The organism is Salmonella sp. K21076 (genome assembly GCF_039650795.1).
GTDB lineage: Bacteria > Pseudomonadota > Gammaproteobacteria > Enterobacterales > Enterobacteriaceae > Salmonella > Salmonella enterica.
Genome location: NZ_JBCLYA010000006.1, coordinates 96,145 through 109,880, shown reverse-complemented (window position 1 = coordinate 109,880; position 13,736 = coordinate 96,145). Strand labels below are relative to the sequence as shown.

The following is a 13,736-nucleotide window of genomic DNA, read 5'->3' as shown; positions in this document are numbered from 1 at the left end:
AGCCCGATACAGGTTACCGGGCATGGTTTTTCCGCCAGGTCAGGCTATCAGGGCAATTAATTGCGCTCTGTCTACGTCGGTAACGTCCTGCGGATGCCGATATCCTGCGTTCTCATTGGCCAGGGTATACAGCGCAACAAGCCAGTCATAGACATAGCGGCTGGCGGCGTGAACGGGCTGTTCGTCAAGCTTTGTTAGACGCAACATTGTCGAACGCGGCGTTGCGGCGAAAATGGCTGCGCCTTTCTGAACGCGGCTGGCCGGGCGTTGGGCCTCCTCGATATTGGCGTAGCCGAGCCAGGCGATGAAGTTACCAATGATGGCATGAAGCTGCGCGCCGCTCACCTCCTCGCGCTGCATGGTTTTCTGTAACTGCTGAGGTAAACCGAGGCGATAGCTGGCGGTAATTAAAATCTCCGCCACGGCGTTGAGCATCTGCGGTTCCAGTCCCAGACGCTGCGCATTATCCCGGCAGTGGGCCCACTGGCGCAGATGATTGATCCACATTTTGTGCGCCTGGTAGCCTGTTTCATGACCTTCTGACGCTGAAGCGTGCGTTGGTTCGTCGGCAAAGAGATCGATCGCGTCATTAAATAAACCGCTGACCTGTTCTTCTCGCGACTGTCGGGTGCGCAGCAACGCTTCGAAATTCTGTACCGGCGGTAACAGCCCGGCCAGCAGGTCGCCATGTCTGGCGGCCTGGGCCTGAAGACGCCGGATCACGGTTTCAACCGGTAGCCGCGCGTCATCACACATCGGTAACAGATCGCGCACGCGGCCTCGCAGTTGTTCGCGTAACGCCTGTAAGCGCGCCTGTCGCTGTGGTGCCGATGTCGCCTGCGATAACCACTCCACCAAACGCTGCATACTGTGTTTATCCAGCGCCTGCAACGTTCCCCAATGCACGCCAGGTTTACCCATCAACTGCTGGACGGCTTCATCCAGATTTTGCTGGGTGGCAAAACGGGCATCCTGTGGAGTAATAGCCCAGACGACGCCGGGTAACGCTGATTCATGCTGCGGCTGCGTGGCGTTAACCCACTCCAGTAAGTGACGGGCGGCAGTGGACGTTTGCGAGCGAGATGCCAGAGCATTGCAAATCACCAGAACATCGGGCTGTATCTGCTGACGGTAATGGGCCAGCATCCAGCCTAATTTCGCCCGCCATAACGGATGAGGATGACTGTCTGGCGCGACCGGAATATCCAGTAAATCAACGTTATCCAGTACGCTATTTTCAACGGTTAGCACCAGTTCGCGGGTAAGCAGCGCCAGAGAATCAAGCGAAAGGCTGACCGCATTGAGCAGTCGGCCTTCCTTAACCGGATGCACCACCACATCGCTTTGCGTATCGCTGGCGGTTAGCGCCATTTGCGTCAGGAAGTTTTCCGCCGGTAAGCCAAAATGATCGACCAGCAGGCTGAGCGGCGCCGCCAGTTCCCCGGCATGGCCGGTTTGTTGCAACATATGCGCCAGCGCCAGCCATTGCTGGGTGATCTCTGGTTGCTCTCCCCACAGTAATGCCCAGGCGTGCGCCCGTGTCGTGAGATCCAGCGCAGGCAAGAGCGAGGCAAAGTGTTGCCATGTCGCATCATCAATATGTTGTCTGGCGGACGGGAGGCAAGAGCGCCAGAAACTCGCGATGGTCGCTACCTCTTCAGCGGTAACGCCGGGGACGGGCTGCGGTTGGCGAAGCGATTGCCATTTCTCCAGGCGTGATGTGATAATGGATTTTTCGACCTGGCGACAAACGGGGGACGAGCTGGTCCAGGCAATAAAGATCTGCACCAGTTCGGCTTCACTGATCAAGCGCAGGCGCAACGGCCAGCCGCTCTCGTTTGAAAAAATGTCGCGCGTAAAGCGAATAGCCATATTCGCTGGCGCATGACCCGGATTGATGTGGCTGAAATAATCATAGTCACGGTCCGGCGTGATAATTTCCAGCTTGCCATTCTCGTTACCGCATAGCGTCGTTAACAGATGCGCTTTTGCGGATTGCGCATACCCGTACAGACCAACGCAGCCATGTGATGATGCGCAGGCGGCGTTGAGCGCTGACTCATCCGCCGCGGCAAGCGTAAGTTGCGCCAGCAGAGCGTCGGCTTCGTCATCCAGTCGCGTTGCGTAACGGCGCGTGTTGTTAACCCACTCGATAACAGCCTGAGTGGCGTTTAACGGTTTTGTCATTTCAGGTATACACTCCCGCTATCTATCCAGTAGTGGCTGCCGCTGTGGCGGCGGTCAGCCAGCGTATTCAATTTTAATGTCAGCGCATCGGCGGCGACCGGCGTCCCGTCCTGGAGCCAGGCATCACTTAATATGAACGATTCCGGGGCGCTATCTTTGCTACTGCCGCGTAATTTCAGTCGGACATTCAGTACGCCGTCGCCAGCGATGGTTTTCGCCAGTTCGGCGGAATTAATGCTCAGGCAATAGAGTGGGGTCGCAGGCCAGCGACTGTTCGCAAGTTGACGAAAGCCCAACGTCACGTTGCCGCGTAGCGGAAAATGCAGGCGTGCGTCCAGCGTTGCGCCGGGTTTATCCAAATCGATCTCGTGATACCAGATGTTTTCATCGCGAAGCGTATTAACGGTATTATCCAGTACGCCGAGATAACGCACAGTCGAATACGCGCCGATATCAGCCGCTTTAAAATTGAAACGCGGCAGGCGTAAGTCCAGCGCCAGGCTGCATAACATCGCGCCCACCGCGGCAGTGGATTTTGGATTGCCGATACGCCCTTGTTGACTGAAGGGATACCATTCATGTACCTGATACTTATCCATCCACACAATGCGATTAACCGGCACCGGTTGTAAGTGCCGGATGAGCGCCTGTACGCCAGGTAAACAGGTCGGTCTCCCCGTCACCAGCAAGATATCGCAGTGATAGTGGGAGATCGCTTCGCAGACCGCATGAAGCGGCGTTGTCAGCGTAAACTGACCGGCCAGCAGAGCCTCCTGAAGCTGGCTAAACTGGATTTGCAATGGCACATTGAATATATCAAATGTCGGCGAACCAGACGGTAAGGCATGATCGATCGCCTGCTGGATATAGTTCATCACGTTGCTCGTTGGGCGGCGGATCAGCAGATCGCCAAATGTCGCATGTAAACCGGCAAACGGATCGTTAATGTCGCTTTGCTCCCAGGCGGAAAGTACCGCGTGGCCCAGCGGCATAAATAATTGCAGCGCCGTTTGCTGGCGCAAAATGGCCTGAGTATCAATTCGTCCCGAATCGCCAAATAAGGTCGCCAGCAGGGCGGCGGCATCCGTAACGCCTGCCCGTTGCAACGCCGTTTGCAGGGAAGGGAGTACGCAGCGCTGAATGATATCCAATAGCAGATCGTCCCCGGCGACTTTAAAACCTTCGCGAAACAGGAGATGAGGCGTAATTTTTACATTGGCCCCCACGCCGTCATCTAACTGATAGTGAACGATCGCCATATCCGTCGTGCCGCCGCCGATATCAATCGATGCCACGCGCAACGCGCGTCCGGGGACGACGCCGGGTTCAGGCTGGCGATCCGGTCTGGCCAGCGCATTAAAAAAGGATTCGGTACGCCCGGCGTAATGCGAAATGGCTTCGTTATAAAGCCATACCAGTTGGCCACAACTTGCTTCGTCCCATTCCATCTGTATTTCAGGTACTGGCACCACGCTTTTTTCACGCTGCTTAGGCGTGGTGAAATCCTCATCCTGCGGATGCCAGCCCATGGCTTTCCAGACCAGCGCCAGCGCTTCAAACATTCGCTGGCGGAAAATTTCTCGCTCCTGTTTCGGCATGGCGGAAGGCAGCGTTAAAATCAGGGTACGTAGCTGGCGCGGCGAGGCGGGAAAGCCGAGCCGCAGCCGGGTGGCGACGCTGTTAATTTGCCCCAGCGCCTGAGCCAGAATTTCGCACAACATATGCGTCATCAAGGTGCTACGGCTGTATTGCGGCGAAAAAACCGGTAGCCTTTCTTCATGCGGCAGGCGGAATAACGGCTGTCCGTCGTCGTTCATCAGATTCATCAGCGGAAACGCGGTGGCAAGCGGTTCGCGCTGCGTTTTACCGTGGATCTGGCTAAAGCGCCAGTCCTGCAAGGCGGGGGTTTCATCCCACAGGTAGCGGCGCGGGCTGGAGATACCGCTGCTGCCTTCGGTGCCCACACGCTGCATAGCAAGGGCGCGAGCCTCGTCGCCCACACGCACAATAGAAGGCCAGACAAAGGCGTCGTCTCGTCCGCTTTCGACAGAAAAGTGTTGCTTGCCAAAGCGCGCTTCTGAGAATTCCACCCGGCTGGTAAATAAAGGATCGTTCAGATACTGCGGCTCGCTTAAAGAACGCACCTGAAGCTCTGCCGTCTGGCGTAAGCCGTCATTCGCATCGCCATGATCCTCGATCAAGACGCCGCAGGTATGCGTATTGCCGACATCCAGAATCAGATCGACCGGGATTGCGGGCGTGCTTAACGTATGTGTCACAAACTTTACTTCCGGCACCGTAAGCTGTTCGCCTAACAGCGTCAGTAAATTCAACCAGTGCGCCTGATACTCAAAACTACGCAGCGCTTGTTGAATGGCCTGTTCCGGACGGTTTTCCACCTGTGAGGCATACTGAAGAAACGACTCGCGCAGCCAGCCGTCAATCCATGTCTGGTCAAGAAAATCGGCAACTTCTTCATCGCGCCAGGCGAGCGCAAAACGTGTGCCATTGAGCAGATCGTTTTCGCAAGGCGCCAACGCCGCAGGCATATTTTTTGCCAGCTGACTGTCGAAGGCGAGGGTGATGCGGTGTGTGTTTCCGGCGCTATCTGGCTCGCTGAGTTTACGTACCTGAATGCGCGCCCAGTTATCCGGCCCGTCAATAAAGGTACGCGGCGGATTAAAACGCAGGAACGGCAGGGGAAGCCAGATCCCGTCGAGTACATCCAGAGAATAGTGCAGCGTCTGAGTGCTTTCCGGTTTCACGACTTCGGGTTGGCCGCCAGCACGTCCTGGCAACGTGTAGCGCCCGCTGGTCAGATCAAAATCGAGGCGCAGTAGCGGGCCGTTTGCCGTTTTGCGCACAAAACGTCCGTAGTGGGCCGACTCTTGCGGCGTTAAGCCAAAATCAAGAAACTGGACGCCACTGTTTGCAATGAGCGTGACGCTCTGTTTGTAATCACACAGATTGACCAACATAAAATCAGGCACCTATCTTTTTAAACGTCAACGGAATTGCCGCGTGGTCGCCATAACGGGCGGTACAGGTTGCGACGTCATTGACGCCTGCTTTACAGGTAATTTCCGGCATCGGATAACGTGAACCGTCGGTGCAGCGCGCATTGCCGCGACTTTTAATCATCAGCTCGCCCGTTTGATGCAGACCAGAGAAAATTTCCGCCCGACAAACCACGTTATCGCCATGTACTACGCGCGCGATGCCTTTGTTATTTTGGATCTGATAACGCAGAGAGGGCGGCTTGCCGGTAATCGGATCTTTGACATCCACGCTGACCCGCCAGCTACCGTTTAAAAAGCGCGTGGTTCCAAGCTTCATCTGCGTATTGTCCATCACCAGCGCGTCTTTGGGGATAGCGGCAATGATAACAGGCGCTTCCGGCAGCGGCGCCGCTTTGGGGGCGGACGTCACCTCAGCGCGATGCAGCGGCAAATGCGCGGTGAGTTCAGGCATTGGGGTAACATCAGTTTTCGCGGTAGCGACAGGCGCGGTGCGAACAGGAGAGGCCCCGTCAACGGATGAAGATGGCCAGAAAAAAGGCGTGGCGACGGCGGCGATAACCACGGCAGCGACAGGTAAGCTCCACAGCGGTAGACGGCGAGCTCTTTTCGCCTCAGCAACCGGGATAGGTGCGGCAGGCTTCGGCTCGCTAACGATAACGGGCGGCGCAGCAGGTTCCTCCGGCATTTTCGGCGGCTCAATGACAGACGTTAACAAAGGTTCATCCGCCTGACTAAACGCCGCCTCTACCAGCGGCTTTTCTTCGGGCTGCGGCTCCGGCTCGACCAGAGGGATGTCGGAGATCGCCTCGGTTACCCGCAGGCAGTCCAGCACATCATCGCGTGTATTTTCGTTGAGATTAACGAATCCCCAGAAGGTGATAACCGGTTTGCCGTTAACCAGGAAAACATGATTTTCGCCGGGAAATTGCGTCGCCTTCTCAAGTAGCGAACCAAATAGCTGGAGCGCTGTTTTACCGGATTGCAGACTTTTGCGACTGAGTGCAGCCGCGCTTTCAAAAGTGCTGGCTAAATAACGTAAAGCCCGAGAACGTGTCTCTTCGTCAGCCGCTTTCCACGCTATCGCCTGACCTTCAATCGGCGAATACCAGTCAACCCGATCGCCATTATCGTTAAGTTGCGGAATCGCCAGACAGTCAACCATCGTCTGCTGTTTACGCAGACGAAGCGTTTCGCGAATTTGCAATGCTGATTCAAATACGGCCTGACCGCCGCCGCCCACGGCCTGATAATCATCCAGATTGCCGCTGCGCAAGAGAGATTTTGCCACGTTGTTATCCCTTAGACTTCTTCACGCGTCTACTTTACGGGGTCTATACGCAAGCAAACGGCGGAAGAAAGGCAAAAAGGCGCGAATTCTCGGTCTATTAAGCCCCGTGTTTTCACTTGACGTAAGTTAAATCAGAGTGGCGGCGGCGAATGACCGCATCGGGCGACAATAACGCGTATAATAGGCGAATCATGCTATTACAGAATAAAGAGTAGGAGAGCTTATGTCGCACCTGGAGGAAGTGAGCGCCCGCGTGGATGCCGCCATCGCGGAGAGCGTAATTGCCCATATGAATGAATTGCTGATTGCCTTGAGCGATGACGCTGAATTACGTCACGAAGATCGTTATGTGCAGCAGCAGCGTTTACGCACGGCTATCGCGCATCACGGCAGGCAATATCAAGAAGATCGGGACGCGCGCCGCGAACAGCTCACCAAAGGCGGCACGATCCTGTAACCCATTAAAACTGGCGCTTCGCAATCAGCCATGCGCCAATGACCAGCAACAGCGCGCCAAACGCCGGCCCGACCATTGCGCGTAACGTGACGCCGTGGCTACGCGCAATATCCAGCGCCAGTCCGCCGATTAACTGACTGGCGACCAGTACCGCGATAGTCGTCGCGGCGCCAACGTTCTGATACCCGCTAATGCTGGCAAATACAAAAAATGACCCCAGCAAACCGGGGATCAATGTCCACCAGCGCACGCTGGCGACCAGCTCGCCGAAGCCCGTAGCGCCTTGCTTAAACCACAATATCGTCACAAATAAAACGATCCCTACCAGCGAGTTCAACAGCATAGCGATCAGAATCGTCGATGATGTCTGCGTAATACGCACCATAATACTGTTTTGTACCACCAGCCCGACGCCGGCGGCGATCAAAAAGATAAGCGTCAGCGACTGGTTCATCAGCAGGCGTCCGGCGCGGCGTGTTCATCAAGCTGGAGCTGCATAAACGTAAGATCTAACCAACGGCCAAATTTTACGCCGACCTGCGGCATTTGCGCGGTGACGGTAAATCCCAGCGAATGATGCAGGCGTATCGAGGCGGCATTCTGTGACTCAATACCGGCCACCATCACATGCTTGCCGCAGCGTCGGGCTTCGTCGATCAGTCTGCTGAGCAGTTTTCGCCCCAGTCCTTTCCCCTGGTGCGCCGGATGAACATAAACCGAGTGCTCGACGGTATAGCGAAAACCGTCGAAACTGCGCCAATCGCCAAATGATGCATAGCCAGTCACCACGCCATTTTCTTCGCTTACCAGCACCGGATAGCCCAGTAATTGACGGGCCTCATACCAGGCAAGGCGATTATCCGTATCGACCGTCCGATCGTTCCAGATGGCCGCAGTATGTAATACCGCACGGTTATAGATTTCGGTAATCGCGGCGCAGTCTGCTTTATCGGCAAAGCGAATCGTCATAGGGAACCCCAGGGAATGTTTACGATAGTGTTAGAAATACTATTGAAGGCGGCATAAATCAACGAATTAGCGCAAGAATTCATATTTAGCGAGAGGGGAAAGAAAGTCGTTCATAAAAGCGCACAGCCTGATATCTGAGAGTGTTTAACTCCCTCAGAAAGCTAATGTTCGACTATTATTGATGGATTATGCCAGGCATGAGGAGAATAGAATGAAGCAACAGACCAACCGAAATCGTCGTTGGGTTTTGGCCTCGCGTCCCCACGGCGCGCCGCAGATGGATAACTTCCGCCTCGAAGAAGATGACGTCGCGACGCCCGGTGAAGGGCAGGTGCTATTGCGTACCGTTTTTTTATCACTCGACCCTTATATGCGTGGCCGCATGAGCGATGAACCCTCTTATGCGCCGCCAGTTGAACCTGGCTGCGTTATGGTTGGCGGTACGGTCAGTCGCGTTGTCGCGTCGAATCATCCTGATTACCGACCAGACGAATGGGTGTTGAGTTACAATGGTTGGCAGGATTATGACATTTCAGATGGCGAAGGGTTGGTAAAGCTGGGTGATAATCCGCAACATCCTTCCTGGTCGTTGGGAGTTTTAGGGATGCCGGGGTTTACCGCCTATATGGGGTTACTGGATATCGGCCAGCCGAAAGAGGGCGAAACGCTGGTTGTCGCCGCCGCCACCGGCCCCGTAGGCGCAACGGTTGGGCAAATTGGCAAGCTGAAGGGCTGCCGGGTCGTGGGTATTGCCGGCGGCGCGGAAAAATGCCGTCATGCGACAGACGTTTTGGGATTTGATCTGTGCCTTGATCATCACGCTGATAATTTCCCACAACAGCTTGCGCAGGCCTGCCCGCAGGGTATCGATATCTATTATGAGAATGTCGGTGGTAAAGTCTTTGACGCCGTCTTACCGCTACTGAATACGTCGGCGCGGATTCCGCTCTGCGGTCTGGTCAGCGGCTACAATGCGACAACGTTGCCGGACGGTCCAGACAGACTGCCACTGCTGATGGCGACATTACTTAAAAAGCGTATTCGCCTGCAAGGTTTTATCATCAACCAGGACTATGGTCACCGGATACATGAGTTTCAGCAAGAAATGGGGCGTTGGATCAAAGAAGGGAAAATACATTACCGGGAGCAGATTACTGATGGGCTGGAAAATGCGCCAGAAGCGTTTATAGGGCTGCTGGCGGGGAAGAACTTTGGCAAAGTCGTGATACGTTTAGCGGACGATGCGTAAAGAAAAAATGGCGGCATTATGTCGCCATAAAAATGTGCAAATTTTAAAATTGCGGCTTTACTTATATTCATCATTCAGATCGCGGTGGGGCAGCTTATCTCCCTCAGCGGCCTGAACCGGTCAAAAATCTCGATACATGAAGGAATGACGGAGATAAAACGGTTGCCATAAAGAAACCTGTATTGTTGTAAAAGATGAGAATATCACGCAAGTAAATTATCACTTTTATTTATTTGGCCGTTCAGGTCTGGATTATCTTTTTTACAATTAAGTTCCGAAACTTCTTCGGGACTCGATTGCGATGTTGTTCTGCCAAGAGGTGAAGGAAGGAAAATGCCGGGTACGGAAAAAACACAACATATAAGCCTGACCACACAGGTTGAAAATCGGTTAAAGCATCAATTGTCTATTGGCGCATTAAAACCAGGCGCAAGGCTTATCACTAAAAATATCGCTCAAGAGTTAGGCGTCAGTATTACGCCGGTGCGTGAGGCCCTGTTAAGGCTGGTCTCTTCCAGTGCTTTGGCGGTGGCGCCAGCACAGGCGTTTATGGTGCCGGAGATCTCGCTGGAAAGTTTGCTGGAAATTAATACGATTCGTACTGCCCTGGAGGAGATGGCGGTGGTCGCCGCTGCGGGTAAGATTACCCCGGATCGCGAGCAGACGCTGAATGCGCTATTAGATGAATTTCAACAGGCGCTGGAAAGTGGCGTTATGGAGAAAATTCTTTTGGCCAACCGCGCATTCCGCTTTGAGATCTACCACTACGCGGATATGCCAACGCTGTATGCCATGATCGAGCAATTATGGGTACGCCTGGGGCCAAGTCTGCATTTTTTATATGATAATTTTAAACTTGATGATTATCAAAACGGCGTTAATCTGTACAGAAAATTGCTTAATGCGTTAGTGACTGGTGATAAAGAAGCCAGTCGCCACTGCCTACAGAACGTTTTGCAACAAAACGTAGCGACGATTAAAAATCAGTACTTCATGTAACTTTCATGAAACTATGACTAATCAATAGCGGGGATGCCCCGCTATTGCCGGATATTTATTCAAATTGCCATGCCAGATTAATCCCCACGCCATAGTTACGCCCTGGCGCTGGCTCATAATATCGGCCATTAGATTCATTAACGATCACCGAACCGATATATTCTTCATCAAATAGATTATCTACCCGCCCAAAAATATCGACGGTAAGCTGACTGTAATTAAATTTATACCCTGTATTTAGTCCAACAACGGTATACGAAGGCGCTTTGGCGGTATTTTCATCATTGGCCATGATATCGCCCATATACCGAACGTCTGTTCCGGCGTACCACCCCTCATCCGGGATAAAACCTAATGAGGCGAATCCCATATTACGGGCGATGCCGGGCATCCGGTTTCCATCACAGTTTTGCCCCTGACAAACGTTACTGCGATAGGTCGCATCCAGCCAGGTCCATGATGCTTTCACCCGCCAGTCGCCGGCGAAGCGCTGGTCCAACGCGAGCTCTGCGCCCTGGCGGCGCGTTTTGCCCGCGTTTTTGTAGGTAGTGCGTCCTCCCATACTACTGGCGACGACAATTTCATCATCGGTATCGGTTTGAAATAACGCGGCGGTCAACAAGCCATTGCCAATCCGCGTTTTACTGCCGACTTCCACCGTATCATTGGTCGACGGTTTGAGGTCAAAGTTGAACCCGCTTTGGCCGTCAGCGCGATAAGAAAGTTCATTGATAGTGGGAGTTTCAAATCCGCGACCGGCAGCAAGATAGAGATTCCAGGCGTCAGTTAACGCATATTTTAGCGATCCGGCGGGTAGCCAGTGGTGATAGCTGGCGTCGCCGCTGTCATCGCCATTGCCGGGCGCGATATAGTGATCGTTAGAATCGAACCACACGGAACTGTAGCGCACGCCAGCATCCAGCGAGAGTTTTTGCGTAAGCTGCCACTGGGTTTGCAGATAAGGATCGACATTCCACATCAGGTTACGCTCATCCCGCCGTAAATCGCCTTTATGCCCGAACTCAGGGGTGCCGTTGTTGAGACGGAAATTATTGTAACCCTTGCGGTTTTCGCTCATGTTTTCATAGTTTAACCCGCCAGTGAAGGTGACCGGCACACCTAATTCTCCCCGGTGAGTCCAGCGGGAATCAATTCCCTGATAGTGGCGTTGCAGTGTAATTACGCCGCCAGCCTGGGCTGGTTTTAGCTGTGCCACCAGGGGAATAGACTGGTATTGCGTGGTTTCCCGCTCTCCGGCGTAGGCCATCACGCTGATATCATCCTGCGCGCTGAGCTGACGTTCATAACGCAATCCTGCCTGAGTTTGTTTGATGGTTTTACGCGTATTGTACTGTTCAGCGCGCGGCGCCTGCTGCGGATCGGCTTTCCATTCAGATTCGGTAAGTCCGCCGGGATCGTCCGCCTTAATGTCCACACTATTAAAAATCAGCGAAAGTTTACTGACATCGTCAAGGCGCACGCCCAGTTTGGCATTAGCCAGATTTTTTCGCGCGCCGCTGTGATCGCGGTAGCCGTGGGTGGTGAAACGGGTAGTCGATACCGTGTAATCCACGTCGCCAGGCTGTGTGCCGTCCCCCATCGCGCCCGTGGCTTTTAACCCATAGCGCCAGCTTCCATAACTGCCGTAGTAGCTGCTGGCCTCAAGGGTGGGCGGCTGTCTCCCGGTTTCGGTGGTGACATTTATCACGCCGCCGGAAGCATTGCCGTATAGCGCTGAGAAGGGGCCGCGTAACACTTCAACGTTTTGTATGCTGTTAATATCAATATTTGAAATCTGGCCTTGTCCATCCGGCATGGTGGCGGGAATGCCATCAACATACAGACGAATGCCGCGCACGCCAAAGGCGGAACGCGAGCCAAATCCACGGATAGAGATTTGCAGATCCTGCGCGTAGTTCTGCCGGTTCTGCACCTGCAATCCCGGGACGCTGGTTAAAGACTCAGATAAATTAACGCGCGGCGTCGCCAGACGCATGTCTTCTCCCTCAATGACGCTAACGGCGGCAGGTGTATCCAGCTCGGATACGGTTTGCGGCGTTGCGGTGACTATCATGGTTTGTTCATTGGGCGCGCTGGCGGCCTGAAGGACCGGGGAGAAGGTCAGAGGCAATAAGAGGGCGGGATAAAGTCGCTGTCTAACGGAAATAATTTTCATGAAAATGCCGGATAAATGTAAGCGTATCAACGGAAAACGTGACATTAAGGGTAGTCAATATGTAAAGTTTTGAAATTTTAATCGCACATTAAGTTAAGAAAATGTGCGGTATTTAAGAGCCATGACATTCGCAGGCGAGGAAAAGCTCCACTTTCTGATAAATAATGATTATTATTCTCAACTTATAATAAGTGCGGAACGAAGATCCCGCGCAGCGAAGTAGTGTGAAGCAGCTATACACGTTTTTATCAAAAGGAGTCGTCATGCACTTACGTCATCTTTTTTCGCCGCGCTTGCGTGGTTCTTTATTGTTAGGTTCGCTCCTCGTCGCATCCTCATTTAGCACGCTGGCGGCGGAAGACATGCTGCGTAAAGCGGTAGGCAAAGGCGCTTATGAGATGGCCTGGAGTCAGCAAGAAAACGCGCTCTGGCTGGCTACATCGCAAAGCCGTAAACTGGATAAAGGCGGCGTAGTTTATCGTCTCGACCCGGTGACGCTGGAAATCACGCAAGCGATTCATAACGATCTCAAGCCGTTCGGCGCCACCATCAATGCCGCGACCCAAACGCTGTGGTTTGGCAATACCATTAACAGCGCAGTTACCGCGATTGATGCCAAAACGGGTGATGTAAAAGGTCGTCTGGTACTTGATGCGCGCAAACGTACTGAAGAGGTTCGTCCGTTACAGCCCCGTGAGCTGGTTGCCGATGCGGCGACCAACACGATCTACATTAGCGGTGTTGGTAAAGAGAGTGCTATTTGGGTAGTGGATGGCGAAACCATCAAACTGAAAACGACGATCGAAAATACCGGCAAAATGAGTACGGGTCTGGCGCTCGACAGTAAAGCACAACGCCTGTACACCACCAATGCGGATGGCGAATTTATCACCATCGATACCGCCAGCAATAAAATTCTCAGTCGTAAGAAGTTGCTGGATGACGGTAAAGAACACTTCTTTATTAATCTGAGTCTCGATACCGCAGGTCATCGCGCGTTTATCACCGACTCGAAGGCAACTGAGGTTCTGGTTGTCGATACCCGTAATGGCAATATTCTTGCCAAAATCGCGGCGCCTGCCTCTTTGGCCGTCCTGTATAATCCGACACGTAACGAGGCGTATGTGACGCACCGTCAGGCAGGGCAGGTCAGCGTGATCGATGCGAAGACCTATAACGTTGTTAAAACGTTCGATACGCCGACGTACCCGAATAGCCTGGCGCTATCGGCAGACGGTAAAACGCTCTACGTCAGCGTGAAGCAGAAATCGACACGTGAACAAGAAGCGACGCAGCCGGATGATGTTATTCGCATTGCTCTGTAAATAGGGTATGGAGGGGGAAACCCCTCCAGTCATCTCTTTAAACGCACCGATACGCCTCGTTAAACC

Annotated in this window: 10 protein-coding genes; 4 read left to right on the top strand and 6 right to left on the bottom strand. The window is 53.5% G+C overall.

The genetic code is table 11. The annotated features are described in order from the left end of the window. Nucleotides 1-39 precede the first annotated feature (39 nt). The 3 genes from srfC to srfA are packed head-to-tail and all read right to left on the bottom strand — an operon-like array spanning nucleotide 40 to nucleotide 6,495. Entirely contained in the window at nucleotides 40-2,187 is a 2,148-nt protein-coding gene (gene srfC, locus AAYN39_RS02405) for a virulence-associated effector SrfC (protein ID WP_000165637.1), read from the bottom strand. Further along, on the bottom strand, nucleotides 2,184-5,165 hold the full coding sequence (locus AAYN39_RS02400) for a virulence factor SrfB (RefSeq protein ID WP_000960825.1): 2,982 nt from the start codon (nucleotides 5,163-5,165) through the stop codon (nucleotides 2,184-2,186). Before AAYN39_RS02400 ends, srfC begins: the two co-directional genes overlap by 4 nt. A 4-nt stretch (nucleotides 5,166-5,169) precedes the next feature. Further along, nucleotides 5,170-6,495 (bottom strand): virulence-associated effector SrfA, encoded by a 1,326-nt coding sequence (gene srfA, locus AAYN39_RS02395; protein WP_001129971.1) that lies wholly within the window; start codon nucleotides 6,493-6,495, stop codon nucleotides 5,170-5,172. A 223-nt stretch (nucleotides 6,496-6,718) separates the two neighbouring features. On the opposite strand from srfA, the gene AAYN39_RS02390 reads away from it, so the two are divergent. Then, entirely contained in the window at nucleotides 6,719-6,952 is a 234-nt protein-coding gene (locus AAYN39_RS02390) for a YdcY family protein (protein ID WP_000018716.1), read from the top strand. Between the two features lie 4 nt (nucleotides 6,953-6,956). On the opposite strand, the gene AAYN39_RS02385 is transcribed toward AAYN39_RS02390, so the two are convergent. Both AAYN39_RS02385 and mddA read right to left on the bottom strand, forming a co-directional pair. Further along, nucleotides 6,957-7,406 (bottom strand): DMT family transporter, encoded by a 450-nt coding sequence (locus AAYN39_RS02385; protein WP_001076571.1) that lies wholly within the window; start codon nucleotides 7,404-7,406, stop codon nucleotides 6,957-6,959. Further along, nucleotides 7,406-7,921, bottom strand: coding sequence for an L-methionine sulfoximine/L-methionine sulfone acetyltransferase (mddA, locus tag AAYN39_RS02380; protein WP_000155377.1), 516 nt, complete (start codon nucleotides 7,919-7,921; stop codon nucleotides 7,406-7,408). The genes AAYN39_RS02385 and mddA overlap by 1 nt, the downstream gene beginning before the upstream one ends. Before the next feature lie 211 nt (nucleotides 7,922-8,132). On the opposite strand from mddA, the gene AAYN39_RS02375 reads away from it, so the two are divergent. Together AAYN39_RS02375 and mcbR are read left to right on the top strand one after the other, a co-directional pair. Continuing rightward, a complete protein-coding gene (locus AAYN39_RS02375; RefSeq protein WP_001682108.1) occupies nucleotides 8,133-9,170 on the top strand; it encodes an NADP-dependent oxidoreductase in 1,038 nt (345 codons plus the stop codon). A 333-nt stretch (nucleotides 9,171-9,503) separates the two neighbouring features. Further along, nucleotides 9,504-10,169, top strand: a complete 666-nt coding sequence (mcbR, locus tag AAYN39_RS02370; protein WP_001119592.1) for a colanic acid/biofilm transcriptional regulator McbR — start codon at nucleotides 9,504-9,506, stop codon at nucleotides 10,167-10,169. Between the two features lie 55 nt (nucleotides 10,170-10,224). Here mcbR and pqqU read toward each other — a convergent pair whose 3' ends face one another. After that, complete coding sequence (gene pqqU / locus AAYN39_RS02365; protein WP_000692046.1) at nucleotides 10,225-12,345, bottom strand: TonB-dependent receptor PqqU; 2,121 nt, start codon at nucleotides 12,343-12,345, stop codon at nucleotides 10,225-10,227. Between the two features lie 263 nt (nucleotides 12,346-12,608). Between pqqU and AAYN39_RS02360 the strand changes: the two genes are divergently transcribed. Then, complete coding sequence (locus AAYN39_RS02360; protein WP_000550638.1) at nucleotides 12,609-13,670, top strand: YncE family protein; 1,062 nt, start codon at nucleotides 12,609-12,611, stop codon at nucleotides 13,668-13,670. Nucleotides 13,671-13,736: the final 66 nt, after the last annotated feature.

Excerpts from the sequence above, each read along its gene's own strand:
- srfC (WP_000165637.1), bottom strand. The coding sequence starts at position 2,187 with ATGACAAAACCGTTAAACGCCACTCAGGCTGTTATCGAGTGGGTTAAC.
- AAYN39_RS02400 (WP_000960825.1), bottom strand. The coding sequence starts at position 5,165 with ATGTTGGTCAATCTGTGTGATTACAAACAGAGCGTCACGCTCATTGCA.
- AAYN39_RS02390 (WP_000018716.1), top strand. The coding sequence starts at position 6,719 with ATGTCGCACCTGGAGGAAGTGAGCGCCCGCGTGGATGCCGCCATCGCG.
- AAYN39_RS02385 (WP_001076571.1), bottom strand. The coding sequence starts at position 7,406 with ATGAACCAGTCGCTGACGCTTATCTTTTTGATCGCCGCCGGCGTCGGG.
- mddA (WP_000155377.1), bottom strand. The coding sequence starts at position 7,921 with ATGACGATTCGCTTTGCCGATAAAGCAGACTGCGCCGCGATTACCGAA.
- AAYN39_RS02375 (WP_001682108.1), top strand. The coding sequence starts at position 8,133 with ATGAAGCAACAGACCAACCGAAATCGTCGTTGGGTTTTGGCCTCGCGT.
- mcbR (WP_001119592.1), top strand. The coding sequence starts at position 9,504 with ATGCCGGGTACGGAAAAAACACAACATATAAGCCTGACCACACAGGTT.
- pqqU (WP_000692046.1), bottom strand. The coding sequence starts at position 12,345 with ATGAAAATTATTTCCGTTAGACAGCGACTTTATCCCGCCCTCTTATTG.
- AAYN39_RS02360 (WP_000550638.1), top strand. The coding sequence starts at position 12,609 with ATGCACTTACGTCATCTTTTTTCGCCGCGCTTGCGTGGTTCTTTATTG.